Source organism: Winogradskya humida, from assembly GCF_016862215.1.
Lineage (GTDB): Bacteria > Actinomycetota > Actinomycetes > Mycobacteriales > Micromonosporaceae > Actinoplanes > Actinoplanes humidus.
This window is the reverse complement of record NZ_BOMN01000030.1, coordinates 64,035-88,898: the sequence shown is the minus strand read 5'-3', so window position 1 is coordinate 88,898 and position 24,864 is coordinate 64,035. Positions and strand designations below refer to the sequence as shown.

Genomic DNA, 24,864 nt, shown 5'->3' with positions numbered 1-24,864 from the left:
ACGGCGAGCCTGCCTAGGCCACTCGCCCCAGCGACGAGACCAGGTGATCCAGGGCCGGGGCTCCGGCCTGTGCGGCGATCGGCGGGGCGAACGGGCGGCGCGGGACCGGCATCGCGGCCAGTGCCTTCGCGGTGAAGCCCAGCTCCTGGACCACGATCTCGTCCGGGAAACCGGCCTGCTGACCGGTGGCCCGGGCGATGTCCCACCCGTGGACCAGCAGCTCGGTCAGCCTCAGGTGCAGCGCCATCAGCCCGTCGACCCGGCCGAACGGCACCTCGAGGATCCGGTCCAGCACTCCCGGTTGCCGGAACGCCGCGATCAGGGTCGCGGCGGTCTCGTCGAAGCCGGCGAGCAGCTCGCGATGCTTCGGCGGACGGGTCAGCAGACCGGAGGCATCCATGACGTTGCCCAGCACCAGATGCCGGACCAGGGCCTGCACGTCCCACTCGGGGCAGGGGGTCGGATCCCCCCACTGATCAGGCTTGATGCCATTGATCAACCACCCGACGTGCTCGGCCGTCTCGGCCAGCTGATCAACGGTCGCCGCGCTCACGCCAACACTTTATGGGGCCGCGCAAATTTCTGGCTCAGTAGACCCACACCTTGGTCTTGAGCGGGATCTTGTCGTTGGTCCAGAGATAGTTCATCGCCGAGATCGACAACCGGGCACAGCCATGGGACGCGGCGTACGGCGGGACGCTGTTGGCGCCGTGCACCGCGATGCCACCGTTGAAGTACTTCGGGCGCCACAGCAGTCCGAGCGGCGCGTTCCGCCAGCCGTCGATCTGACGTGAGACCGAGAACCTGCCCGCCGGGGTGGACGCGACGTGGGTCGAGCCCTCCTGCTCGTACTGCGCGCCGGAGCCCGTCGACGTGTTGAAGACCTGCGTGACCTCGCCGTCGTCCACGAGCATCAGGAGCTGGCGCTTCTTGTTGATCTCAATGACGTGCCCGCTCGTGCTCTTGGCCTTGGGCCGCACCCCCTTGTCGAGGGCCTTCTGGGTGTCGGCGCCGACCACGCCGTCGCGGTCCAGGCTCGCGGCCTTCTGCAACGCGTAGACCGCCTGCTGGGTCTGACCGCCGAATTTGCCGTCCGCCTTACCGTTCCAGTAGCCGAGCTCGTTGAGCCGCTGCTGCAACGCGACGACCCGGTCACCCTTCGCCCCCTGCTTGAGCTTGTCCGAGGTGGCGCTGGGTGTTGGCGCCGGCGTGTTCTCAGTCGGCTCGGCAGGCGCAGGAGCAGCTGTGGACGGCGCCGCCGAGGCTGTGGACGGGGCTGTGGATAACGTCGGAGTTGCCTGGTCAGAGGCGTCGGAATCACACGCGGTCGCGAGCGCTGCCGCCGCGGACACCGCCACGACGAACGTCAGAGCTCTGCGCACCACGATCCCCTCCCTGCTCGATCATCACACGCGAGAAACTTTCCAGTCCGGGTAATGGTCCGTCAAGGGTAATGACCAGGCCGACCGGGCTGCGGGGCGCGAAAAGAAACAAGTAGGCTTCGCCTATGTCATGGAAGGCGAGCGCCAGGCACGGCGTACGCGAGGCGCCCGCCGGCCTCGCCCTCCTGCAGGATCTCCTCAACACCCGGGCGACCATGTCTTACGCCCCCGACCTGCTCGGCAACCCGGACGACGCGCAGCGCTGGCTGAGCGACGCGCTGGCCACCTGGTCGCGGGTCTCCGCACTGCCCGCGCCGGTGCTCCTGCTCTCCTCGAGCGACATGCGTTCCCTGCGCCGGCTCCGCAGCACCTTCGAGGGCGTGATCCTGGCCGGCACCGGCCGCGAATCGGGCCAGGAGGGTTCGCTGCCCCCGGCCGACGTGCCCGTCACGCTCGTCCCGGAGGCCGACGGCTGGGTCCGGATCGTGCCGGCCGGGCGCGGCACGAGATGGCTGGCCTCGGCGCTGTGGTCGGAGGCCCTGCTGGCCCAGCAGGCCGGGCTCTGGCCCCGGCTCAAACTGTGCAACAACGTCGAATGCCGGGCCGCCTTCTTCGACACGTCCCGCAACAACAGCGGGGTGTGGCATGACGTCAGCACCTGCGGCAACACGGCAAACCTGCGCGCCTTCCGCGAACGGCGCCGGCTGATGGGCAACACCGGCGGCAACGCCTCGGTCCAGCGCCCCGACATATAGGCACTGGCATATAGGCCGCGGGAACTCTTCGGCCGCGCCGCGCGACTATGGGGGTATGGCGTGTGAGCAGTGGCGCGAGAAGCTGTCCGCTCAACTGGACGGCGAGGACGATCCGGCTGAGCGGGCCGGTGTCGACGAGCACCTGGCCGGGTGTGCCGGTTGCCGGGAGTGGCTGGATCGCGCCGCCACGGTCAACCGGCTGACCCGCACCGGCCTGGTCACCGACGTCCCCGACCTGAGCGGCGCGATCATGGCCGCCCTCGCCCACCCCGAGATCGCCCACCCGACGGCCCCTCAGCCGAAGCTGATCACCACCGACTCCCCGGCCGCCACCGGCCTGACCGGCGGGCAGCTGGCCGGCGCGGGGAAGGCCGGCGCGGGAAAGGCCAGCGCGGGGAAAGCCGGCGCGGGGAAGGCCGCGGCGGAGAAGGTGGCTGCGAGGTTGGGCCGGAGGCTGCCGGAGGACTGGCGGGTGCGGGCGACGGCCATGCTCTATGTCGCGCTGGCCGCGGTCGGGGCCGTGCAGCTCATCCTCGGCCTGGCGCAGGTCGGTGGCGGGGCGGCGAGCCTGCATGTGCACACCGGGCTGGACGCGACTCCCGGGCACCTCTGGCACGAGTCCGCCGCCTGGAACGTCGCGGTCGGGGCGGGCTATCTCTTCATCGCGCTGCGACGGAGCCGGCCGACCGGGCTGGTGCCGATGCTGACCGCTTTTGTGGGGATGCTGCTGCTGCTCTCCGTCAACGATCTTTCGGCCGCGCGGGTCGACGCCACGCGGCTCGTCAGCCACGGCTTCGTGATCATGGGTTATCTGATCGTGGTGGCGTTGTCGCGGGTTGCTGAGGGCTTCGCGCAGCCGCCGGGCAATCGCGTCTCCACCGGCCTTGGATGGCATCTGGTGGAGGAGGACGACGAGGCTGGGAGCACTTCACAGCAGCCACGGCTCCGGTTGATCCCGTCGGGCCCGCTGACCGCGCAGCACGACGAGGGCGAGCGCCGGGAAGCAGCCTAGGCCCGGGGCCGGACGGAGAGCTCACGCCAGTCGTCCGAGCCGTTCAGCAGGGCGCGGACCATGTCCAGCGCCTCGTCCTCGCTGTCGTACTCGAAGAAGTGGGAGACACCGTCGGAGCCGCCCGCGCGCTGCTCGACGTACCACTGGTCACCGCTTGTGCGCAGGTATACGTCCTTGCGAGCGACGCGTCCCCATTTGCCGTTCCACCAGTGCTTACGCTGCTCCATCCCGGCACTGTATCGAACATTTGTTCGAACAGTGCCGGATGGGGTCAGCTTTTCCGATCTTGATCAGGAAGGGCCCTGATCAGCGCGGCGGGTCCTGCTGGTGGCGTCCGAGAATGTCGTTCACCGCACCCGGGGCGACCTGCTGGCGCACGAGGGCATCGCGGATCTCGGTGAGCAGCTTGACCTCTTCGCTGGGGGCCTCCGGCGGCGGCTCCTCGCCGCGCTTGCGACGCTCGGCGAGCCGGTTCAGCGGGTAGACCACGAGGAAGTACAGCACCGCGGCGGTGAGGAGGAAGGTGATCACCGCGTTGAGGAAGCCCGGGATGTCGAACTCGACGCCGCGGATGGACGGCTTCCCCGCGCTGACGCCGGACCCGCCGCTGATGAGCTTGATGAGGGGCTCGAGGAACGCCTTGGTGAATGCGGTCACCACCGCCGTGAACGCAGCGCCGATGACGATGCCGACCGCGAGGTCGACAACGTTGCCGCGCATGATGAAGTCTTTGAAGCCTTTGAACATCGAACTCACGAGCACTCCTGCTGACGGGGACCGAGGGGGTTCGACCGCAGCAGTTTCCCGCGACCGATCAGCGACAAACTACGCTGATCGGCCATGAGTTAAAAAGGGCACACTCAGTCGAGCGCCGGCTCCTCGGCCGTCACGGCCTCATCAACCGTCGGGTACGTGTGGAGCACCTCGACCAGACCGCTGACCTCGAGGATGCGCAGCACTCCGCGTTGCGGGGCGGCCAGACGCACGACACCACCCGCGTCGTCGGTGCTGTTCTTGGCGCGGACGAAGACGGAGAGACCGGTGGAGTCGCAGAACGACACCTCGGCGAGGTCGAAGACCAGCCGGGTGCGGCCCTTCTCCAGCAGGTCGCTGATCTGGTCCTGCAGCTGCGGAGCGGTGGCCATATCGAGCTCACCACCGACCGACACGACGACGACATCGCCGCGCTGTTCCGTTTGAACCGTCAGGGACATTCAGGACCTCCCACTATTGAGCTGAACGTTACTCCACGGAGCCGCCGCTTCGCCGAACGGGGAGGCCGAGCTGACCATGGAGTATTAGTTGGCCTAAGGCAAGTAAAGGACGCCCCGATGGTAAAGTCCGGCGCGGCTGCCCGCGACCCGCGGCAGGCTCTACCCGGCAATGTCACGGGAGGCAGCGGTGGCGCTGAGTTCGGAACAAGGAAGTCGTCTGGCCGATCTGTTCAAGGGGCACGAGGACGCCATCATCGCGTCCTGGACCGAGGAGATCGCAAGGACCACCCGGGGGCGACTGAGCCGGGCTGAGCTGCAACGCCAGACCTCGGAACTGCAAAAAGGCTTTCAGACCGCGCTCCGGGGCGGCGCCCCGAACCTGCATGACGACCTGGCCGCCGAGCTGCGCGCGCAGCTCGCGGAGCTCTCCAGCACCAGGGCGCGACAGGGTTTCACCGCGAATGAGACCGCGGTCGGCGTCTTCGCACTCAAGGACGCCATGCTCGAGCTCGTCCAGAAGGGCGACGAAGCGGACGCCGGTGCCTTGCGGGACTACATCGCCTTCTCGGCGTTTGTCGACCAGGCAGCCCTGTTCACCTTTGACACTTATGTTCGGATTCGCGAGGAGCTGATCGCCGACCAGGCGGAGCAGTTGCTCGAGCTCTCCACCCCGGTGGTGAAGCTCTGGGAGGGCGTGGTCGCGGTGCCACTGGTCGGCACGCTGGACTCCGCCCGCGCCCAGGTGGTGATGGAGCGGCTGCTGCAGACCCTGGTCGACACCGGCTCGCCGTACGCCATCATCGACATCACGGGTGTGCCTGCGGTCGACACCCAGGTCGCCCAGCACATCCTCAAGACCGTGGTGGCCGCCCGGCTGATGGGCGCCGACTGCATCATCTCCGGCATCCGCCCGCAGATCGCCCAGACGATCGTGGCGCTCGGCATCGAGTTCGGGGACATCGCCACCAAGGCGACGCTCGCGGACGCCCTGCGGCACGTCCTCCGGCTGACCGGGACCAAGCGGCAGGAGCGCTAATGGAGCGCGTACCGGTTCTGAAGATCGGCGACATCCTGCTGGTGTCGATCCAGATCGACATGGAGGACCAGGTCGCCCTGCAGCTGCAGGAGGACCTGGCTGACAAGATCGTTGTGACCGGTTGTCATGGCGTGATCATCGACATCAGCGCGCTGGACATCGTCGACTCGTTCGTCGGGCGCACCCTCGCGACCATCGCCTCGGTGTCGAAGGTGCTGGACGCCGACACCGTGGTGGTCGGCATGCGGCCCGCGGTCGCGATCACGCTGGTCGAGCTCGGGCTCTCGCTGCCCGGCATCCGGACGGCGCTCAACGTCGAGCTCGGCATGAAGCTGCTCGCCCAGGAGCGGGAGCAATACGAGCTGGACCTGGAGGACGAGGACGAGGAACCGGCGGTTTCCACGCGATGACGACGTGGGACGGCGCGGCCGCCGCCGAGCGGGTTGCGATCATCTCGGACCAGGACGTGGTCCGGGTGCGCCAACTCGTCCGCACCCTCGCCGTGGCCGTGAAGCTGTCGCTGGTCGACCAGACGAAGATCGTCACCGCCGCCAGTGAGCTCGCCCGTAACACGCTCGTCTACGGCGGTGGCGGCAACGCCGAGGTTTCCCGGGTCGACAACGGGCGCAAGCCGGGAATCCGGATAGTGTTCGCCGATGAGGGCCCCGGAATCCCCGATCTCGACCTGGCGCTGACCGACGGTTACACCACGGGCGGCGGAATGGGTCTCGGGCTCTCCGGTGCACGACGGCTCGTCGACGAGTTCGAGATCGACACCGAGGTGGGTAAGGGCACGACCATCAGCGTGACCAAGTGGTGCCGATGAGCGGAGGCGCAGTGGCGTCAGTTCCCGAGGGCCTGCTCGATGAGGGCATCTGGTTCCGGGTCGAGGACGCGAGCACTGCCGCCGCCGTACGCCGGGCCGCCGAGCGGCTCGCCGCGGAGCTGGGCATCTCGGAGCGGGACACCGCGGATCTCTCGATCGTCGCCGCCGAGACCGCGGGCAACCTGGTCAAGCATGCCGACGAGGGCGTGCTGCTGGTGCGACCGGTCCGGGTCCGGGAGCGCGCCGGGGTGGAGATCGTCGCGATCGACCGCGGACCCGGCATGGCCGACGTCCCCTATTCCGTCGGCGACGGGCACTCCACCGCCGGCACCCTGGGAATAGGGCTCGGTGCGATCCTGCGCCAGGCGACCTGGTCCGATCTGCACTCGGTGCCCGGCAGGGGCACGGTGCTCGCCGCCCAGGTCTGGACCGGGCGGCAGGCCGAGCAGACCTGGGCGAGCGGGCTGATCCGTCCGATCAATGGCGAGACGGTCAGTGGCGACGCCTTCGCGATCCGCGAGGTCGACGGGCGGCGTCAGGTGCTGGTCTGCGACGGCCTCGGTCACGGTCCGCTGGCGAACGCCGCCGCGCAGGCCGCGGTGCGAACCTTCCATATGACTCCGATCGCGCCGCCCGCCGCGGTCGTCGAGGCGCTGCACCGGGCTCTGGGGCACACCCGCGGCGCCGCGCTCGCCGTCGCCGAGCTGGACGCCGACCGGGCCACGCTGCGATATGCGGGGCTGGGCAACATCTCCGGCACGATCCTCAACCCCGACGGCACCCGCCGGGGTCTGGTCTCGCTGCCGGGCATCGCGGGGCATCAGAAGCGCCAGATCCGGGAGTACGACTACCCGTTACCGCCGGAGTCCGTCCTGCTCATGCACTCTGACGGTATCGTCGACCGGTGGAGTCCCGCCGACTATCCCGGGTTGCTGACCCACTCCCCGCTGGTCATCGCGGCGACCGTGCTCCGTGACGCGGGCACCCGTCGGGACGACGCGGGCGTGCTAGTGGCGCGGTTGCCATGACCGAGCCGCTGATGCGGACGAGGATCCGGGTGGAGCAGGACGTCTTCGCCGCCCGGCAGCTCGGCCGCGAGGTGGCGCGGGAGGTCGGCCTGGTCGATCAGGACCAGACCAGGCTCGCCACGGCGCTCAGCGAGGTGGGCCGGCTGATGGTCGCCGCCGGACGCGATGCCGACGTGGCGTTCACCGCGAGCACCGACGGGGTACCAACCCTTCTGGTAGAGATGGCGCATGCGGTGTCGGGGGACGCGGAGCGCCTGGCGTCGCAGCTCGTCCAGGTGCGCCGCCTCGTCGATACGATGGAGGTAACCGATGACGAGCCCGGCACAGTGGTCCGCATGTCCCGGCGCTTGCCCGCAGGCGCGCCAGTTCTGAGCCACGACCGCATGGACGAGATACGAGAGCGCCTCTCCAGCCACGTGCCGGGGACGCCGTTCGATGAGCTGTCGGTGCAGAACCAGCAGCTCATCGCGGCCCTCAACGAGGTGCGCGCGCAGCGTGACGACCTGGCCCGGCTCAACGCCGAGCTGGAGGAGACCAACCGCGGCGTGATGGCGCTCTACCACCAGCTCTCCGACGAGCTGGAGGAGACGAATCGCGGCGTGGTGGCGCTCTATGCCGAGCTGGACGAGAAATCGGTGCAGCTGCGGGCGGCCAGTGAGGCGAAGAGCCGCTTCCTGGCCAACGTCAGCCACGAGTTGCGCGCCCCGGTCACCGCGATCATCGGTCTCGGCCGGCTGCTCGCCGACGATGCCTCCGACGACCTGACCTCGGAGCAGGACCGCCAGGTCGAGCTGATCCGTGGCTCGGCAACCGACCTGCTGACGCTGGTCAACGATCTGCTCGATCTCGCCAAGGCCGAGGCCGGCCGGATCGAGCCGAACTGGTCCGATGTGGACCTCAAGGCGGTCTTCGGTCAGCTCCGCGGCACGATGCGCCCGCTCGCGACGCGACCCGAGGTGGAGTTCGTGGTCGAGGAGCCGACGGTCGCGTCGATGCGCTGCGACGAGGTGCTGCTCGCCCAGGTGCTGCGCAACCTGTTGACCAACGCGATCAAGTTCACCGCGAAGGGCTCGGTGCGCCTCAGCATGGAACGCGCGGGCGGGGATGTGCGCTTCACGGTCGCGGACACCGGCGTCGGCATCCCTCCCGAGCTACAGGAACGCGTCTTCGAGGAGTTCTATCAGGTGCCCGGCAGCCACGCGCTGAGCGGAAAGGGCACCGGCCTGGGCCTGCCGTACGCCCGCCGCCTCGTCACGATCCTCGGCGGCGCGATGCGCGTCACGTCCGTGCCGGGCGAGGGCAGCACGTTCATCGTCTCGCTGCCCTCCGGAGAAAACCCGCTGCCCTCCGCGGAAAACACCGGCGAAGGCCGGCCCCGATGACCCCATCGGCCACCGTCCTTGTCGTCGACGACAGCGCCACCAAGCGTTATCTGCTGGTGAGCTGGCTGTCGCGGGCCGGCTTCACGGTGGTCGAGGCGGAAACCGGTGGTTCGGCGCTGGAGATGCTCCGCGAGATCACGGTGGATCTGGTCGTGCTGGACGTGAAGCTGCCCGACATGAGCGGCTTCGAGGTGTGCGAGCAGATCAAGACCGACCCGGAGTACGGCGTACTCCCGGTCATCCACGTCTCCGCGCACGCCGTCGACGTGGTCGACCGCACCCAGGGCCTGAACCGGGGCGCGGACGCCTACCTCGTCGAGCCGATCGAGCCGGACGAGCTGATCGCGACCTCCCAGGCGGTGCTGCGGTACTACCGGGCCCGGCAGCGCGCCGAGTCGCTGGCCGCCCGGATGGTCAAGCTGGCCGAGACCACGCTGGCGATCAACTCCGCGCCGACGCTGGCCGTCCTGCTGCAGGCCGCGGCGGACGGCGCGTACGAGATCTTCGGCGGTCCGATCGTGGTGATCACGGAGAACGCCGAGGGTGACGGCCTGGCGGCGATCGCAGCGACAGGCCCGGCGACAGTGCAGCCGTGGACGGCCGAGGACCATGACACCGCGGTGGGTTCCACCGTACGCACGGACGAGCCCTCAGCCTGGCCCATGGTCGACTGGCCCGAGGGCGAATCCGTCGCGGTCGCCTCCGCCCGTCTGCGCAACGACCGCACCCCGGTCTACATCGCCGTCCCGGCCAGCTCGCAGAGTCCTGGCTTCCCCGTGCTGCGCCAGCTGTCCCAGGCGGTCGCGGCAGCCGTGGAGGCGCAGCGCTCCTTCGACGAGGAGCACCGGATCGCCGTCACGTTGCAGCGCAGCCTGCTGCAGTCGCGCCTGCCCGACGTGCCGGGCCTGGAGCTCGCGGTGCGTTACGAGCCCGCCGGCGCGCAGACCGAGGTGGGCGGCGACTTCTACGAGCTGACGATGCTCGACGGCCGCCTGCTGGTGGCGATCGGAGACGTGGCCGGCCACTCCCTGCACGCTGCCACGGTCATGGCCGAGCTGCGGCATGCGGTCCGGGCGTACGCGGTGGAGGGTCATCCGCCGGGTACGGTTCTCCAGCTCGTCAACCACTTCATGCGTACGGTGCTGCCGACCGAATCAGCGACCGTCTGCCTGCTGACGCTGGAGCCTGACACCGGCCGGGTACGCCTGGCCAGCGCGGGCCATCTCCCCCCGCTGCTGCACATGCCGGATTCCGGCGCGGGTTTCCTGACGCCGCGCGGGCCGCTGCTGGGTATCAACGCGCCCCGGCCGGCGGATCTCGAGTTCACCCTCCCGCCGGGCGGCACGCTGGTCCTCTACACCGACGGCCTGATCGAACGGCGCGACGCGGACATCGACGTCGGGCTGAAAGCGCTCGCGGAGTGTGCGGCGGAGGTCGAGCCGAGCCTGGACGCGTTCTGCCGGCGATTGCTGGATCATCTCGCCGTCGCCGAGGACCAGGCCGACGATATCGCCGTCGTGGCGCTCCGCCGCCGCCCCTGACGCTTATCCTGGACAATCCGGGTATAGCGGAAGCGAGGCGAGCACCATGACGCACGAGGCACCCGATCCAGCGGTTCCCGAAGAGGCGAAGTGGGCGCTCGCCGAGGCCAAGAAGGAAGCCATGGCGGTCGCCGCCGGCTGGTTCCGGGCCTGGCCCAGCGGCGACGAACGCTGGTCGGTGGTCAACATCCGCGCCGCCACCCAGGTCATCGTCAACCACAGCCGTGAGGACGAGCGACACCCCAACAGCTGGACCGTACGCGCCCTGTTCGGCGACAAGGCCGTGGAGTTACGCGTCGGCCCGTACGACAACAAAGAGCAGGCCATCTGGGTGGCCCACGCCGTCCTGAATCTAGCCTTCGCCCCGGATCCCGCTTAAGCGGACGCCTGCAACGACGTGACGGCCTCCATCGCTGAAACGAACGCGTCGACCTGCTCCCGGCTGGTCCGTGGCATGCAGATCAGGTGGCTCTGACCGATCGTGTCGTTTGCGAGCGGCCACCGCTGCTGAATGCTCGCCGGCGGCGTCGGGAAGACCACCGTGAAGGACCACGGATGCCGCCAGGCCGGCCAGCCGATCGCATTGAGCCGATTCTCCGCGTACGCGGCCAGCCGCCGGGCAGCGTGCGCCTGCGCCCGTAACCCGTGCTCCCCCTGCGTGGCGACGGTGTACCACATCATCGCGATCGGCAGCCCGTCGATGCTCCCGACCGGGGTGTCGTCGATGGCCGAGATGTAGGAGACGCGCTCGCTACGGCGGCCGGCGGCTTTGCGACCCACGATCAGGCCGCCGACCCGGGGCGTACCCAGAAATTTGTAACCGCTGAGCGAGACCGAGTCGACCCCCTCGGTGACCAGAGCCCCGTCGAGCGCGAGCGGGATGGCGCTCAGTGCCCCGTCGCAGTGGACATAACGGTCCTCGATGCCTCCTGCATCGAGCACGGCATGAACCTTGCCCGGATCGTCGACGGCCTCGGTCATGGTCGTGCCCGCCGTCACCGTGATGATGGCCGGGGCTCCGGGGCGCAGCTGCTCGGCGAGGTGCCCGTAGTCCATCTCGCCGTACGCGTCGGTGTGGATCCGCACGGCCGGGATGTTCAACTCGTGCAGCATCTTGGGGACGCTGTAATGGGCGGCCGCCGAGTAGTAGGCGACCGCCGTCGTCATGCCGTACGGCGTACGCGGAAAACGGTCCCGCGCGATGAGCAGGCCCGCGCGATTTCCCGCCGTGCCACCGGTGGTCGCGTTGCCCCACCAGTCGTCGGCCGGCAGGCCGAACAACCGCGCCGCCCAGGCCAGCAGCGCCCGTTCCAAGCTCTTGGTGTGATTGCCGCCGGGCGGATTGGAGCCGGCGCTGCCGATGTTGTTCCAGAGCACGTCCTGGAACCGTTGCATGGCACCGAAATTCCCGGCCGGACCGGTCGGGAAGAACATGTGCCGTTCCGCTTCGCCGTCGCGCTGGGCGAGCGTGGCGCCGAGGACCTCGTCGACGTTGACGGGGTTGCCGCTGATCAGGGAGGCGGCTTCGTCCAGCCAGCCGACGCCGGGATCCCCGGGCGGGGTGTTCATGAGCTCATCAGGACGTGATGCAGCTTCTCCAGCGCCTGCCAGATCAGGGTCTGCTCCAGCGAGGCGTTGAAGAGCAGCTCGTTGTCCAGCGTCGGCCGGTAGATGCTGTGCACCGGCCGGTTCGTGACGATCAGGTGCTGGCCCGAGCCGCCGCTCATCTGGGCTGCGCGCAGGAAGTACATGGCCGAGCCGTCCTTGAGCAGCACGTAGCCCTGTCCGGCGAGGTTGAGCCCGTCAGCGCCGGTCACCGTGCGCTTGAGCTCGTGCCACGGCGCCACCGGGGTGTCCAGTGTGGAGATCGCGAGCCCGACGTACTCGGTCTGCGGGGTGACCGGGTCACTGCGCAGGACCAGCCCGTCCATGGGCGTACGCGGATCCCACCGCTTCCCGGTGCGATGCGCGGCCTGGATCTGCGTCCACGCATGGTTGGTGAGCGAGGTCAGCATGGCCGGCAGGTCCTCGCCGCGGTGCTCCTCGTAGTCGAGGCGCGTCGCGGTGCTGAGCTGGAACGGCCGTGCCGTGCCGTCCACCGAGAACAGGATCAGCGCGTGCTCGCCGAGCGCGTCCCGGGTGCCGATCCGGTCCGCCGCGTTTCGGGCGTGCGAGGCGTTGACCTGGATGCTGCGGTCCAGCGTGCGGCCGCGTACCGAAGGAGTGATCGCACTGTCCTCGGCAGGCTGGGGTTCCTGGAAAGCCTGCGGGGCCGGTTGTCCCCAGGAGGGGGCAGCGGCCGGGGTGAAGTGATGACGGCCGGAACTCTGATAAGGCTGCTGGGTCACGACGTCGTCCTCAGAGTTCGATGTCCGCGAGCCGGGCCGCCGGCACCGCGTGCCGGTTGCCCTGCCCCTGCCCGATCTGCTCCCACACGTCGGGACGCGAGCTGCGCAGGTATCCGGCCCAGAACAGACCGGCGATCGCGCAGGCGACCACCACGGCCGGGATGATCAGCGGCACCGAGGAACCGGGCGCGCTGCCCATCAGGGCGTCCGCGTTGACCACCATCAGCACCAGCACCACGAGACCGCCGGCGACGCCGAGCCCGGGAGCGATCACGCGCTTCCAGCCGCTCGCCTGGGCGGGGCCACCCTCACGCAGGTATCGCATCGCCGAGATCGACGTGAGGATCAGCAGGGTCATCAGGCCCAGCGCGCCGACCGTCGAGAACCAGGCGAACAACGAGGCCAGCGGGTCGAGATCGAGGATGGCGAAGACCGCGATCACCACGACCGCGATGCCGCTCTGCAGCAGGGATCCGCCGACCGGGGCACCCGTACGCGCGCCGCGCCCGGTGCTGCCGATCCACCGTGGCAGCACACCCTCACGTGCCATGCCGAACCCGTAGCGGGCGGCGATCGAGTGCAGGGCCAGCATCGACGTGATGATCGCGAAGATCAGCACCATGGTGACGAACGGCGGCATGAGCGGGCCGTACTGCAGGTCGAATGCTTCCATCGGGTCCGGCAGACCGGCGGTGACCTGGCCGGGGCCGACCGCGACACCGACCGCCCAGGCGACCACTGCGTAGACGACCACGAGCACCAGCAGGGCGACGGAGACGGAACGCCCGGGTCCGCGCGGGGTCCGGGCCTCCTCCGAGAAGCTGGCGCCGGCTTCGAACCCCATGAGCGAGGCGAGCACGTACGCGGCCGCGCCGCCGATGCCACCGGTGAGCCCGGCGGTGCTGAAACCGTCCGGGTTGTAGTTGCCGGGCAGCGCCGGGTTCTGCACCGCGGCGATCACGAACATCACCACGACCAGCACCGACACGGCGAGCACCAGGGAGAGCACAACCGTCGAGCGGGTGATGCCGCTGCTGCCGAACGCCGCGATGAGCACGGCGACGATCAGCGCGCCCACCCACCACTTGCCGCCGAACGTGTCGGAGAGCTGGGCGCCGAGGAGCCCGTACAGCGAGGTCTGAATGCCGTTGTAGGCCAGGAGTGCGATGAAGCCGGCGGCGACCCCGGTGGATTTGCCGAGGCCCTTGGCGACCGCGGCGTAGTAGACGGCCGGGTGCGGAGCCTGGCGCGACATCTCGGTGTAGCCGACCGAGAGGAAGCCCACGACGGCACCGACGAGCAGGAACACCAGCGGCACGGCGAGCACGCCGGTGGTCGCATACGTCGCCGGGATGCTGCCCAGCAGGACGACCGGCAGGGCGGACGCGGCGACGGCGAACACCCACATCGCCGGCGCGGTCATCGTCTTGCGGTCGAGTGCGAACGGTTGGTTTGTCATCGTCGGCTACCGCCCCCGCAGCTGGCCGAGATGTCAGTTTCTGGTCCTGTGTGGACGTTGGAGTCGGACGTAAGGGTCCGGCGGAACACGGGGGCCTCCGGGAAGAGTGGATTGTGGATCTTCGACGTTCGGCGGACACCTTACGACGAAAATGCTTCCCGGAGCAGCGGCTGCGCGAAAGTAGTGCTAATCACGCTTTGGGATCATGCGTTATACGCGCCGTTTAGTTCTTTTGCCATCTAACGGCCTAAAACGGGTCAGCCGGCAACGGCCAGCGAGTGGGTCACGCGGCGCAGGAATTCCCTGTTCGAGCTGGTCGTACGCAGTTGGGCGAGCAGTTGCTGCAGCCCCTCGCGCCGATCCTGTCCAATGAGGGCACGCCGGATCAGCGCGGCCGCGGCAAGCTCGCCGGGAGCCATGATCGTCTCGTCGTGCCGGGTGCCCGAGCTCGCCAGGTCGACGGCGGGGAACAGCCGCGACTCGGCCAGCCCACGGTCGAGCTTGAGCTCGGCGTTCCCGGTGCTCTTGAACTCCTCGAAGATCACGGTGTCCAGCGCGGACCCGGTCTCCACCAGCGCGGTGGCGATGATCGTGAGCGAGCCACCGCCCTCGATGTTGCGGGCAGCGCCGAGGAAACGCTTCGGCGGGTAGAGCGCCTCGGAGTCCAGCCCGCCGGAGAGCGTGCGCCCCCGGCCACGGGCACTCAGGTTGTACGCCCGCCCGAGCCGCGTGATCGAGTCGAGCAGCACCACAACGTCCTCGCCGAGCTCGGCGAGCCGCTTGGCCCGCTCGATCGCCAGCTCCGCCAGCGCGGTGTGGTCCTGCGGCGCCCGGTCGAACGTCGCCGCGACGACCTCGCCGCGGATCGAGCGGCGCATGTCGGTGACCTCCTCGGGGCGCTCGTCGACGAGCACCACCATCAGGTGCACCTCGGGGTTGTTCTCCGCGATGGCGTTGGCCACCTCCTGGAGCACGGTCGTCTTGCCCGCCTTGGGCGGCGCGACGATCAGCGCCCGCTGCCCCTTGCCGATCGGCATGACGAGGTCGATGACCCGGGTGATGAGCCGGTCGGGAGTGGTCTCGAGACGCAGCCGCTCCTGCGGGTAGAGCGCCGTCAGCTGGTAGAAGTCGGGACGCCGGCCCGGCTTGCGGCCGTTGATCGTGTCGACCTTCAGCGCGGCCGGGCGGCGGCCGTTGAGCTCGGCGGATCCGGTGACGAGGTCACCGCGGCGCAGCCCGAGCTGCCGCACCTGGTTCTGGGAGACCGGGATGTCGTCCGGTCCGGGTAGGTAACCGTCGGCACGCAGCCAGGCACGGTCGTCGACGATGTCGAGAAATGCGGAAAAGTCCGTCACAGCGGAACTCCAAAAAGGAAGGTGGCACCGTGTCGGTGCCAAGAATGGGATCGCACAGCCTGGGTCGTAGAAGACGCAGCAGTGAGGTGCGAAAGGGTGAATCCAGGAAGCCTTGGGGGCGACTACAGCCGCTCTCAGCCTTGGCTTCCTGCAATGTACCACCTGTTAGCCATTTTCTGTCCATCTGAAACCGATAACTTCCGGAATCATGACGAACATCGATCGCCGGGCCTTCCTGCGCATGGCAGGACTACCGGCCGCCGCAGCGGCGATTCCGCTCGACCTCAGCAAGGCGCTCTCGATCCCGGCCCACGACCGGACGGGCAGCATCGCCGACGTCGAGCACGTCATCTTTCTCATGCAGGAGAACAGGTCGTTCGACCACTACTTCGGGACGCTGCGCGGGGTGCGAGGTTTCGCCGACCCGCACCCGATGCGCACCCCGAACGGGAAGACCGTGTGGCAGCAACCGCAGGCCGGTGGACCGGATCTGCTGCCGTTCCGCCCGGACGTGCCGGATCTCGGCCGAACGTTCCTGCCGGACCCGCCGCACGGCTGGAACGATGGCCACGCCGCCTGGAACAACGGCCGCCACGACCGGTTTGTTCCCAACAAGGGCGTCACCACGATGACCTACCACAACCGCGGTGACCTGCCCTACCAGTATGCGCTGGCCGACGCGTTCACCGTCTGCGACAACTATCACTGCTCGTTGCTGGGCCCGACCGACCCAAATCGCTATCACATGTGGAGCGGCTGGGTGGGCAACGACGGCCTGGGTGGCGGCCCGGTGGTCACCAACGCGGAGGCCGGTTACGACTGGTCGACCTACCCGGAACGCCTCGAGCGCGCAGGTATTCCCTGGAAGGTCTACCAGGACGTCGGCACCGGCCTGACCGCCGCAGGATCGTGGGGCTGGACCTCGGATCCCTACATCGGCAACTACGGCGACAACGCACTGCTCTACTTCCACCAGTATCAGAACGCCGCGCCGGGCACCCCGCTCGCCGACCGCGCCAAGACGGGCACGAACGTCAACGCGCTGGGCCGTGACCCGGAGGCGCTGCTCAGCGACTTCCGCCGGGACGTCAGCGAGGGCACGCTGCCCGCCGTCTCGTGGATCGTCGCGCCGGAGGCGTACACCGAGCATCCGAACTGGGAGCCCGCGTTCGGTGCCTGGTACGTCTCGCAGGTCATCGACATCCTCGCCGAGCACCCCGAGGTGTGGAGCAAGATGGCGCTCTTCATCACGTACGACGAGGAGGGCGGCTTCTTCGACCACCTTGCGCCCCCGACGCCGGGCGAGTCGACCGTGCCCACCACCAACGAGATCTTCCCGGGCAACGCGAGCAACCCGGCCGGCCCCTACGGCCTCGGTCTGCGGGTGCCGATGGTGGTCGTCTCGCCGTGGACCCGCGGCGGCTGGGTCAACTCGCAGCTCTTCGACCACACGTCGCTGATCCGTTTCCTCGAGGCGCGCTTCGCGAACGGCCGCCCCGACCTGGTCGAATCCAACATCACGCCGTGGCGGCGGGCGGTCACCGGCGACCTGACCAGCGCGTTCGACTTCAAGACCCCGAACCGGTCGCGCCCGGTGAGACTGCCGGGCACCGAGGAGTTCAAACCCGCGGAGCTCGTACGCCACCCCAACGCGATCCTCGTTCCCCCGGCCGACCAGCGCCTCCCCCACCAGGAGAAGGGTGTACGCCCCGCCCGCGCGCTGCCGTACTCGCTGCACGCGGATGCCCGGGTGGCCAACGGCACGCTGACGGTGACCTTCCGCAACACGGGACGCGCGACGGCGGTGTTCCAGGCCCGCTCGATGGCCGAGGACGAGGACCCCCGCAGCTTCACCGTCGAGCCGGGCAAGACACTGACCGGCACGTGGCCCGCGACCACCGGATATGACCTGTCGGTCCACGGCCCGAACGGCTTCTACCGGGAATTCCGGAGCAGCGCTCGCGCCGCCGCCGTGCTCGGGCTGCGCACCGACTACGACACGCGCGCGGAGAAGGTCACCGTGACGTTCACCAATGCGGGATCGAGCCGGTTGCAGCTGACCGTGCGGGACGCGTACACCTCAAAACGGACAACGGTGTCGCTGCGCGGCAGTGAGAGCTCGCGCGAGTCGTTCGCGGTCGTCCGGAGCCGGGGCTGGTACGACCTGGAGATCACCGCGGGTCCGGAGGTCGTCTACCGCTGCGCCGGTCACCTGGAGAACGGCAAGGACAGCATCACCGATCCGCGGATGGGCGGCCTGGTCGTCTCTTGATGTGAGCCGGTCAGCCTTCTTTCGGTCAATTTTGAGGAACCGCTCTTAGGCTCGGTGCATGGAGCGTCCCGTGATGACGGTGCTGCCGACTTCGGAGCCATCGGAGCTGTCTGACGAACCGGACAGCTCCGATTCCGCGCCGAAGCGCCAGTGGAACACCCCTGAGCTGCGCCGACGTGTGCTGCTCGGGGTGATCCTGGCGTGGGCGCTGGTGATCACCGTCGTCGTGTTCACCCGCGGCGACGACACCCCGGCCGCGGTCGCGCCGAAGCCCGCGCCCACCCCGTCCGCCTCGCAGGGCCCGTTGAGCACGGCAGACGTCTATCAGACGCTGCTGCCCTCGGTGGTACGGATCCAGACAACCCGCCGTGGCACGTCGACCCAGGCGAAGAACATGACCGAGTCGGCGATCGGCACCGGCGTGATCGCCAACGCGGACGGCTCGATCCTGACCGCCTTCCACGTCGTCGACGGCGCCACCGCTATCAAGATCAGTTACACCGACGGCACCGAGACGACCGCTTCCGTTGCCAGTTCCGACCCCGCGCAGGACATCGCCACGCTGACCCCGGCGCAGCTGCCGGAGACGCTGGTGCCCGCGGTGCTCGGTGGCGGCCCCGCGGTCGGCGACACCGTGGTGGCGATCGGCAACCCGCTCGGGCTGACCATGAGCACCAGCAGCGGTGTCGTCTCCGGTCTCAACCGCACGATCTCTGGCGACGGGCCCGAGGGCCTCATCCAGTTCGACGCGGCCGTGAACCCGGGCAGCTCGGGCGGCCCGCTGATCAACGACCGCGGCGAGGTGATCGGCATCGTGGTGTCGCTCGCGAACCCGACGGATGCGGGCACGTTCATCGGCATCGGGTTCGCCGTGCCGATCGGGTCCGCCCTGGGCGCGGGCGGCGACGGCACCGGCCAGGCACCTCCCCTTTAGGCCTCTAGGAAGGACCGCTGCATGAGTTGGAACGACGCGGGAACCCCGGCAGCTGCCGCGGGCCCGATCGAGAAGGTCCTCTACGAGGTCAAGAAGACCATCGTGGGTCAGGACGTGCTGCTCGAACGGCTGGTTGTGGCGCTGCTCGCCCGCGGGCACATCCTGGTCGAGGGCGTGCCCGGGCTCGCCAAGACGCTCGCGGTGAAGTCGCTCGCGGAGGCGATCGGCGGCGAGTTCCACCGCGTGCAGTTCACCCCCGACCTGGTGCCCGCCGACATCCTCGGCACCCGGGTCTTCCACCAGCCCACCGGCGAGTTCCAGGTGTCGCTCGGGCCGGTCTTCACCAACCTGCTGCTCGCCGACGAGATCAACCGGGCGCCGGCCAAGGTGCAGAGCGCGCTGCTGGAGGTCATGCAGGAACGCCAGGTCACCATCGGTCGCGAAACCCATAAGGTGCCCAACCCGTTCCTGGTCATGGCGACCCAGAACCCGATCGAGTCCGAGGGCACCTATCCACTGCCCGAGGCGCAGGTCGACCGGTTCATGATGAAGGTGGTCATCGGCTACCCGACGGTGACCGAGGAGTTCGTGGTCGTCGAGCGGGCCCTCGCCCCCGCCGCGGTGATCCAGAAGATCATCGACCCGGAGATCCTGGTGGGGCTCCAGCAGGCGGCCGACCAGGTCTACGTCGACCCCTCCCTCATCGAGTACGCCGTCAACCTCGCGCACGCCACCCGTGACCCCGCGAAGGTGGGCCTGACCGACCTCGCCAAGTACGTCACGTTCGGTGCCAGCCCGCGATCGTCGATCAGTCTCGTGCTGGCCGGGCGCGCCCTCGCCTACCTGCGCGGCCGTGAGTACGTGGTCCCCGAGGACCTCGCCGACCTGGCCCTCGACGTGCTGCGGCACCGCCTGGTGCTCTCCTACGAGGCGCTCTCCGACGAGATCACCCCGGACATGATCCTCGGCAAGGTGCTCGCGAACCTCTCCGTTCCCGAGCCCGCCGGCCGGGGCCGCTGAGCCATGACCTCGGCCCCCGACCGGCTGCTGCGGCGTCTCGAGTGGCGTCTCGGCCGCCGCCTCGACGGGCGCCTGCAGGGCGCCTACCGCACGGTGTGGCACGGCACCGGCATCGACTTCACCGACCTGCGCGCGTACACGCCCGAGGACGACGTCCGGCACATCGACTGGAACGTCACGGCCCGCCTCGACGAGCCGTTCGTCCGGCAGTACACCGAGGACCGCGAGCTGACGGCGTGGCTGGTCATCGACCGGTCGGCGTCGATGCGGTTCGGCCAGGGTGCCGGTAAAGAGTCCATCGCCACCGAGCTTGCGGTGAGCCTGGGGCGGCTGGTCACCCAGGGCGGCAACCGGATCGGCGCGATCCTCTACGACAACGGCAACCACAAGATCATTCCGCCGCGTACGGGCAGAGATCAGATTCTGCGTATCACCCACGAGCTGTTGCGTCCTGTTACGCCGGGCACCCCGGGCTCCTCCACCGACTTGTCCGCGATGCTGCAGCTCGCCGCCGTCACCACATTGCGCCGGCGCAGCCTGGTCTTCGTGATGTCCGACTTCATCGGCGACCCGGGCTGGGACCGCCCCCTCGCGATGCTCACCCACCGCCACGAGGTCGTCGTCATCCGCGTCGTCGACCCCGCCGAGCTCGAGCTCCCCGACCTCGGCCTGATCCTGGTCGAGGACGCGGAAACCGGTGAGCAGATCCTCGTCGACACCAGCGACCCACTCCTGCGCGGCCGCCTCGCCACCCAGGTCGGCGCCCGCGAGGACGAGCTCGCGGAGGGCATGCGCCGGGCCGGCGTCGACGCGCACCGCATCACCACCGACCAGGACCTGCTCACCGCTCTGGTCGGCATGGTCCAGCGATCCGGACGGGTACGCCGATGAGCTTCCTCTACCCGATCGTGATCGCCGTCGCGGTGCTGGTCACCGGCTTGGCGATCTACGGCTACGTCACCCTGCAACGCCGGCGGACCCGGGCACTGACCGCGGCCGGGTTCGGGGTGCTCGCCGGGGGCGGGTCACGGCGGCCGGCATTACGGCGCCATCTTCCGTACGCCCTCCTTATCGCCGCCCTTCCGATCATGCTGGTCGGTCTGGCGCGTCCCCAGGCCGAGCTGTCCGTGCCCCGGGTCTCGGGCACCGTGGTACTCGCCTTCGACGTCTCCAACAGCATGTCCGCCGCCGACGTGCAGCCGACCCGGCTCGGCGCCGCCCAGGCCGCCGCCACCGACTTCGTCAACGACCAGCCGGACACCGTCGACGTCGGCGTCATGCTCTTCGGCGACCAGGCCCTGCTCACCCAGGCGCCGACCGCCGACCACACCGCGTCCGTCGCCGCGATCAAACGGCTCAAGCCGGGTGGTGGCACCTCACTCGGCCAGGCCATCCTCGTCGCGCTCGGCACCGTCACGGGCAAACCGGTGACAGCGGACTCCACCTCCACCGACCTCGGCTACTGGCCGTCCGCGACGGTCGTGATCTTCTCGGACGGTCAAGAGACCGGGGGCCCCGATGCTGAGGCGGCTGCTGAGCTTGCGGCCGCTGCGGGCGTACGCATCCAGACTGTCGGGGTTGGCACCGCCAAAGGTGCCACCGTCGAGGTGGACGGCTACCAGCTGAACACCGCGCTCGACGAATCCCTGCTCACCACGGTCGCGCAGACGACCGGCGGCGCGTACCAGGCAGCCGGTGACGCAGCCGCGCTGGACAACACCACCAAGTCGATCGACCTGCGCCTGACCACCGAGAAGAAGCCGGTCGAACTGACCGCGCCGTTCGCCGGCGCCGCTCTCCTGCTGCTGTTCGCCGGCGGCCTGCTGGGCACACGCTGGCACGGAAGGATCGTCTGATGTCGTTCAGCTGGCCGTGGGCCCTGCTCGCGCTGCTGGCGGTGCCGCTGCTGCTGGCCCTGCGCTGGTGGCTGAACCGCCGCCGCAAACGCTCCGCGATCACCGTCTCCAGCATCGCCCTGATCCGCGCGGCCCTCCCCGGCCGCACCGCCTGGCGCCGCAAAATCCCGGTCTACCTGTTCCTGACCGGACTGCTCGCCCTGGCCGTCGGCGCGGGCCGCCCCCAGGCCTCCCTCTCGGTCCCGGCCAACAACACCTCGATCCTGCTGGCCATCGACGTCTCCGGCTCGATGTGCACCACCGACATCGCCCCCAACCGCCTCGCGGTGGCCAGCGACGCCGCCCGCGAATTCATCAAGGCCCAGGACGACGGCACCAAGATCGGCCTCGTCGCCTTCTCCGGCATCTCCGGCCTCCTGGTAGCCCCGACCACGGACAAGAACGCCCTGCTCGACGCGATGGACACCCTCAAAACCGCCCGCGGAACAGCCATCGGCCAGGCCATCCTGACCTCCCTGGACGCCATCGCCGAAAACAACCCCGAAGTAGCAGCCACCGGCATCGACCTGACCGACACCCCACCCAACACCCTCGGCGACTACGTCCCGGACACCATCGTCGTCCTCACCGACGGCGCCAACAGCACCGGCGTAGACCCGGTCACCGCCGCCGAGCAGGCCGCCGCCCGCCACGTCCGCGTCTACACGATCGGCTTCGGCACCACCCAGCCCGCCCAAATGGTCTGCACCCCCGACCAGGTCAGCGGCGACTCCTTCATGGGCCGCGGCAACCGGGGCGGAGGCGGCTTCGGCGGAGGAGGCCGCAACCAGCAAATCGACGAACAAGCCCTCAACTCAGTCGCCGACCTCACCGGCGGCCGCTACTTCCGAGCCGAAGACGCCGACCAACTCAACGACGTCCTCGGCGACCTCCCCAAAGAATTCGGCCTCCACAAACAGAACGTCGAGATCACCGCCTGGTTCCTCCTGGCCGGCTTCCTCTGCGCCTTCACCGCCACCGGCCTCTCCCTCTGGTGGAGCCGCCCCCGCCCGTAACGCGCCCAAGCCCTCACCCTGCGCTGAAGTCCAGGCTCCAGGCCGGTGTGCCTGCGCCGGTCAGTCCGAACCGCCGCAACCGTTCACCGTTCACGGCGTCTCTGTCGTGTTCCCTGAGCTGGGCCAGGGCGAGCAACGCCCGGGCGTCACCGCGATTGACGGCCTGCAAGAGCAACTTTTCCGCCCCAGCGAGGTGTCCGTTCTGCAGACGCCGCAGGGCCAGGGTCCGGAGCGCTTCGGTGTCGCCGCGGTCAGCAGCCTGAACGACCAGAGCCTCGGCACTCGCCAGATTCCCGTTCTGCTCCCGTCGTAGGGCCAGGATCTGCAATCCGTTCGGGTTGCCGCGGTCGGCGGCCTTGATGGCCAGGGTCTCCGCACCGACGGGGTCACCGTGTTGTTCCCGGACCAGGGCCTGGACCACGGCTGCGGTGGTTTCGTGCGAGTAAGGCGCTGCAATCACGATGCGATCCGCGTGCTGTTCTCGTGGCAGGGACTCGGTCTGCGGAGTCCTTGGGACACGATGATCGATGGCCGGCAAAACTTGCTCGTCAGCGCCGATGGGATCGCCGGATCGCTCCCGTCGCACGCCCAACGCGTGGAAAGCGTGGACGTCACCGCGTTCGGCGGCATTGCGATAAAGGTTGACAGCGTGCTGATAGCGACCTCGCTCCTCGGCCTGCCGGGCGAGCGCGCGCAGCAAACCGGTGTCGGTGATGGTCGAGTTGAAAGCGGCCCAGAGTGTGTCGGGCGGATAGACGGCGACACGCTCGATGCTTCCGGTTTGTTCGAGATAGTCCGCGAGTCGGTAAAGCTGCTGACCTCTTTCGAGAGGTCCGATGCCAAGCCGGCTACGAACTCGGGTCAGGGGTCCGCGGGCACCCTTGCAAGGCTCCGCACAGTAGGCGAGGGCCTGTTCGAGCCAGCCTTCTCCGAGCGCATCCCAGTCTTGGTCGTCGAGATAACCCGGCACGGCTCGAGCCAGTAGGGCATGCGGCAAGGCGAGGGGATGGCCGAGACGACGTGCGTCCATCGCCGCCCGGATGACCGCCCGTGCCGCAGCGGGGGCCGTGCGGTATCGGACCTCGAGTTCGGGCGCACCTGCGAGGTACTGCGTGACACGGCCGTTCTCGGCACGGGCAGCGGCCTGTCGTACCCGAGGATCGGTGCCCTCCTCGACCAGGCCGGCGAGCTCTTCAGGAGTGAACCTGTCGCTGACAATCACCGCGGTCGCGGTCAGCAGATCCCGAGCCTGGGCAAACGGGTCCGGCTGGCCGGGGTCGGGCCGTGAGGCCAGCATCTGCCAGTACTGCGGCCAGAGCGTGGCCAGGATCAGTACCGGTCCGCAGCTCGGGTCATTGAGCACTGTGCGCAGGCCGGCTGCGACCCGCTCACCGAGTTCCGGGACAGCGGGCATGAGGTAGTGCTGCGCCTCATTCAGCCAGACAATCGTGTACGGGCCGACCTGGTCCAGGACGGATTCCACTGCACTCGAGCGGGTCGGGTCATAAGGATGCCACAAGCGCCATTGATTCGGCGTCCGTCGATCCAGATACTGGGTTAGTTCCCACGCGGCCCGGGTCTTCCCGGTCGACGAACCGCCGACCAGTGTCACCATCCGCGAACTCCCCTGGATCACTTCATCAGCCACGTTCCGTAGCCGCGCATCATGAGTCCGGGGCACGTACGCCGGCAGCAGGCCCGGGTGCTGCCCGAGGCCATGCGCCTGGATCGTGGGATGAACTTCCAGCGCCAGAGGATCGCAGGCTGCGACTGCCCGGCCCAGCCGTGCCAGGGGTAGAGATGCGGGCGCCGTCCTGGCGTCGATCCATAACTGGCGCACCTTCTCTGCCAGTTTCTCAGTGTCCCCGCGACCGGCAGCATGAGCCATAGCGACGGCAACGGTCACGGTGTCCTGCTGCGTCCCCAGGCCCTCACCGCTGAGGATCTTGCTGATCAGATCCTTCTTCGGTGCCCCGGGAAGGCTGTCATCCGCGGCGATCGTCTCGACCAAGTCGTCCAGCCGCGGACAGTCCGCCTCCGCATACAACCGGTAGAGAACCTCCGCTAAATCCCGCGCGGGTCCGGCCGGCAGCACGACGCGTTCCACGGGCCGGCCACGGCGGATCGCGGGTCGGGACTCGTCGGCATCCATCGCCCCTTCAGCTTCCGTCAACCGGCTCGGCCTGGCACCCGTCGTCACCTGTCGGTGCTGAGGATCGACCCCTTCGAGCGACCTGATTCTGAACACGCGGCCGACCGGCTCCGCGTTCTGCCTACGACTCAGGAGCACTCAATGAACCACCGCGACCATGACTCGAGACCCCATACGCATCGCAACAGGATCGCCGATACCGCGGTCATCGGGCTGCTCAGCGGTATCGCACGGGCC

General features: G+C 68.9%; 25 protein-coding genes. 15 read left to right on the top strand and 10 right to left on the bottom strand.

The genetic code is table 11. The annotated features are described in order from the left end of the window. Window positions 1-13 precede the first annotated feature (13 nt). Together Ahu01nite_RS13190 and Ahu01nite_RS13185 are read right to left on the bottom strand one after the other, a co-directional pair. Window positions 14-553 carry a TIGR03086 family metal-binding protein gene (locus Ahu01nite_RS13190; RefSeq protein WP_203836774.1) on the bottom strand — a complete coding sequence of 180 codons (540 nt, stop codon included), beginning with the start codon at window positions 551-553 and terminating at the stop codon, window positions 14-16. A 34-nt stretch (window positions 554-587) separates the two neighbouring features. Continuing rightward, the gene (locus Ahu01nite_RS13185; RefSeq protein ID WP_239158817.1) at window positions 588-1,385 is read right to left on the bottom strand and encodes a L,D-transpeptidase family protein; all 798 of its coding nucleotides are present in this window, start codon (window positions 1,383-1,385) and stop codon (window positions 588-590) included. Window positions 1,386-1,507: 122 nt separating this feature from the next. On the opposite strand from Ahu01nite_RS13185, the gene Ahu01nite_RS13180 reads away from it, so the two are divergent. Beyond that, on the top strand, window positions 1,508-2,137 hold the full coding sequence (locus Ahu01nite_RS13180) for a CGNR zinc finger domain-containing protein (protein ID WP_203836773.1): 630 nt from the start codon (window positions 1,508-1,510) through the stop codon (window positions 2,135-2,137). Window positions 2,138-2,192: 55 nt separating this feature from the next. Then, entirely contained in the window at window positions 2,193-3,149 is a 957-nt protein-coding gene (locus Ahu01nite_RS13175) for a zf-HC2 domain-containing protein (protein WP_203836772.1), read from the top strand. Here Ahu01nite_RS13175 and Ahu01nite_RS13170 read toward each other — a convergent pair. From Ahu01nite_RS13170 to Ahu01nite_RS13160, 3 genes are all read right to left on the bottom strand, one after another. Beyond that, on the bottom strand, window positions 3,146-3,376 hold the full coding sequence (locus tag Ahu01nite_RS13170; protein ID WP_203836771.1) for a hypothetical protein: 231 nt from the start codon (window positions 3,374-3,376) through the stop codon (window positions 3,146-3,148). The genes Ahu01nite_RS13175 and Ahu01nite_RS13170 overlap by 4 nt on opposite strands. Window positions 3,377-3,455: 79 nt before the next feature. Beyond that, window positions 3,456-3,896, bottom strand: coding sequence for a large conductance mechanosensitive channel protein MscL (gene mscL / locus Ahu01nite_RS13165; protein ID WP_203836788.1), 441 nt, complete (start codon window positions 3,894-3,896; stop codon window positions 3,456-3,458). A 113-nt stretch (window positions 3,897-4,009) separates the two neighbouring features. Then, window positions 4,010-4,363 (bottom strand): STAS domain-containing protein, encoded by a 354-nt coding sequence (locus Ahu01nite_RS13160; RefSeq protein WP_015618359.1) that lies wholly within the window; start codon window positions 4,361-4,363, stop codon window positions 4,010-4,012. 187 nt (window positions 4,364-4,550) lie between these two features. Between Ahu01nite_RS13160 and Ahu01nite_RS13155 the strand changes: the two genes are divergently transcribed. Genes Ahu01nite_RS13155 through Ahu01nite_RS13125 form a run of 7 tightly spaced genes read left to right on the top strand, consistent with a single transcriptional unit; the run spans window position 4,551 to window position 10,555 of the window. Then, entirely contained in the window at window positions 4,551-5,399 is an 849-nt protein-coding gene (locus tag Ahu01nite_RS13155; protein WP_203836770.1) for an STAS domain-containing protein, read from the top strand. Then, window positions 5,399-5,809 (top strand): STAS domain-containing protein, encoded by a 411-nt coding sequence (locus Ahu01nite_RS13150; protein ID WP_203836769.1) that lies wholly within the window; start codon window positions 5,399-5,401, stop codon window positions 5,807-5,809. Before Ahu01nite_RS13155 ends, Ahu01nite_RS13150 begins: the two co-directional genes overlap by 1 nt. Then, window positions 5,806-6,225: an ATP-binding protein gene (locus Ahu01nite_RS13145; RefSeq protein ID WP_203836768.1), complete on the top strand. Its 420-nt coding sequence runs from the start codon at window positions 5,806-5,808 to the stop codon at window positions 6,223-6,225. The genes Ahu01nite_RS13150 and Ahu01nite_RS13145 overlap by 4 nt, the downstream gene beginning before the upstream one ends. After that, the gene (locus Ahu01nite_RS13140; protein WP_203836767.1) at window positions 6,222-7,253 is read left to right on the top strand and encodes a SpoIIE family protein phosphatase; all 1,032 of its coding nucleotides are present in this window, start codon (window positions 6,222-6,224) and stop codon (window positions 7,251-7,253) included. The genes Ahu01nite_RS13145 and Ahu01nite_RS13140 overlap by 4 nt, the downstream gene beginning before the upstream one ends. 11 nt (window positions 7,254-7,264) lie before the next feature. Next, window positions 7,265-8,635 carry a sensor histidine kinase gene (locus Ahu01nite_RS13135; protein ID WP_438874772.1) on the top strand — a complete coding sequence of 457 codons (1,371 nt, stop codon included), beginning with the start codon at window positions 7,265-7,267 and terminating at the stop codon, window positions 8,633-8,635. Continuing rightward, window positions 8,632-10,176, top strand: coding sequence for a fused response regulator/phosphatase (locus Ahu01nite_RS13130; RefSeq protein ID WP_203836765.1), 1,545 nt, complete (start codon window positions 8,632-8,634; stop codon window positions 10,174-10,176). Before Ahu01nite_RS13135 ends, Ahu01nite_RS13130 begins: the two co-directional genes overlap by 4 nt. A gap of 46 nt (window positions 10,177-10,222) precedes the next feature. Next, entirely contained in the window at window positions 10,223-10,555 is a 333-nt protein-coding gene (locus Ahu01nite_RS13125) for a hypothetical protein (RefSeq protein WP_203836764.1), read from the top strand. On the opposite strand, the gene Ahu01nite_RS13120 is transcribed toward Ahu01nite_RS13125, so the two are convergent. From Ahu01nite_RS13120 to rho, 4 genes are all read right to left on the bottom strand, one after another. Next, window positions 10,552-11,745: a PLP-dependent aminotransferase family protein gene (locus Ahu01nite_RS13120; protein WP_203836763.1), complete on the bottom strand. Its 1,194-nt coding sequence runs from the start codon at window positions 11,743-11,745 to the stop codon at window positions 10,552-10,554. The genes Ahu01nite_RS13125 and Ahu01nite_RS13120 overlap by 4 nt on opposite strands. Further along, entirely contained in the window at window positions 11,742-12,524 is a 783-nt protein-coding gene (locus tag Ahu01nite_RS13115; RefSeq protein WP_203836762.1) for a hypothetical protein, read from the bottom strand. The genes Ahu01nite_RS13120 and Ahu01nite_RS13115 overlap by 4 nt, the downstream gene beginning before the upstream one ends. A 10-nt stretch (window positions 12,525-12,534) precedes the next feature. Further along, the gene (locus Ahu01nite_RS13110) at window positions 12,535-13,983 is read right to left on the bottom strand and encodes an APC family permease (protein ID WP_203836761.1); all 1,449 of its coding nucleotides are present in this window, start codon (window positions 13,981-13,983) and stop codon (window positions 12,535-12,537) included. Between the two features lie 257 nt (window positions 13,984-14,240). After that, window positions 14,241-15,338, bottom strand: coding sequence for a transcription termination factor Rho (gene rho / locus Ahu01nite_RS13105; RefSeq protein ID WP_203836760.1), 1,098 nt, complete (start codon window positions 15,336-15,338; stop codon window positions 14,241-14,243). Window positions 15,339-15,546: 208 nt separating this feature from the next. On the opposite strand from rho, the gene Ahu01nite_RS13100 reads away from it, so the two are divergent. Genes Ahu01nite_RS13100 through Ahu01nite_RS13075 form a run of 6 tightly spaced genes read left to right on the top strand, consistent with a single transcriptional unit; the run spans window position 15,547 to window position 22,475 of the window. Beyond that, window positions 15,547-17,610, top strand: coding sequence for a phosphocholine-specific phospholipase C (locus tag Ahu01nite_RS13100; RefSeq protein WP_203836759.1), 2,064 nt, complete (start codon window positions 15,547-15,549; stop codon window positions 17,608-17,610). Between the two features lie 58 nt (window positions 17,611-17,668). Then, a complete protein-coding gene (locus tag Ahu01nite_RS13095) occupies window positions 17,669-18,544 on the top strand; it encodes a S1C family serine protease (protein ID WP_203836758.1) in 876 nt (291 codons plus the stop codon). Window positions 18,545-18,565: 21 nt separating this feature from the next. After that, the gene (locus Ahu01nite_RS13090; protein WP_203836757.1) at window positions 18,566-19,564 is read left to right on the top strand and encodes an AAA family ATPase; all 999 of its coding nucleotides are present in this window, start codon (window positions 18,566-18,568) and stop codon (window positions 19,562-19,564) included. 3 nt (window positions 19,565-19,567) lie between these two features. Beyond that, window positions 19,568-20,455 (top strand): DUF58 domain-containing protein, encoded by an 888-nt coding sequence (locus Ahu01nite_RS13085; protein WP_203836756.1) that lies wholly within the window; start codon window positions 19,568-19,570, stop codon window positions 20,453-20,455. Further along, on the top strand, window positions 20,452-21,420 hold the full coding sequence (locus Ahu01nite_RS13080; RefSeq protein WP_203836755.1) for a VWA domain-containing protein: 969 nt from the start codon (window positions 20,452-20,454) through the stop codon (window positions 21,418-21,420). Before Ahu01nite_RS13085 ends, Ahu01nite_RS13080 begins: the two co-directional genes overlap by 4 nt. Further along, a complete protein-coding gene (locus Ahu01nite_RS13075; RefSeq protein WP_203836754.1) occupies window positions 21,420-22,475 on the top strand; it encodes a VWA domain-containing protein in 1,056 nt (351 codons plus the stop codon). Before Ahu01nite_RS13080 ends, Ahu01nite_RS13075 begins: the two co-directional genes overlap by 1 nt. Before the next feature lie 13 nt (window positions 22,476-22,488). Here the strand turns inward: Ahu01nite_RS13075 and Ahu01nite_RS13070 are convergent, their stop codons facing one another. Beyond that, window positions 22,489-24,627, bottom strand: a complete 2,139-nt coding sequence (locus Ahu01nite_RS13070; RefSeq protein WP_203836753.1) for a tetratricopeptide repeat protein — start codon at window positions 24,625-24,627, stop codon at window positions 22,489-22,491. Between the last annotated feature and the right edge of the window lie 237 nt (window positions 24,628-24,864).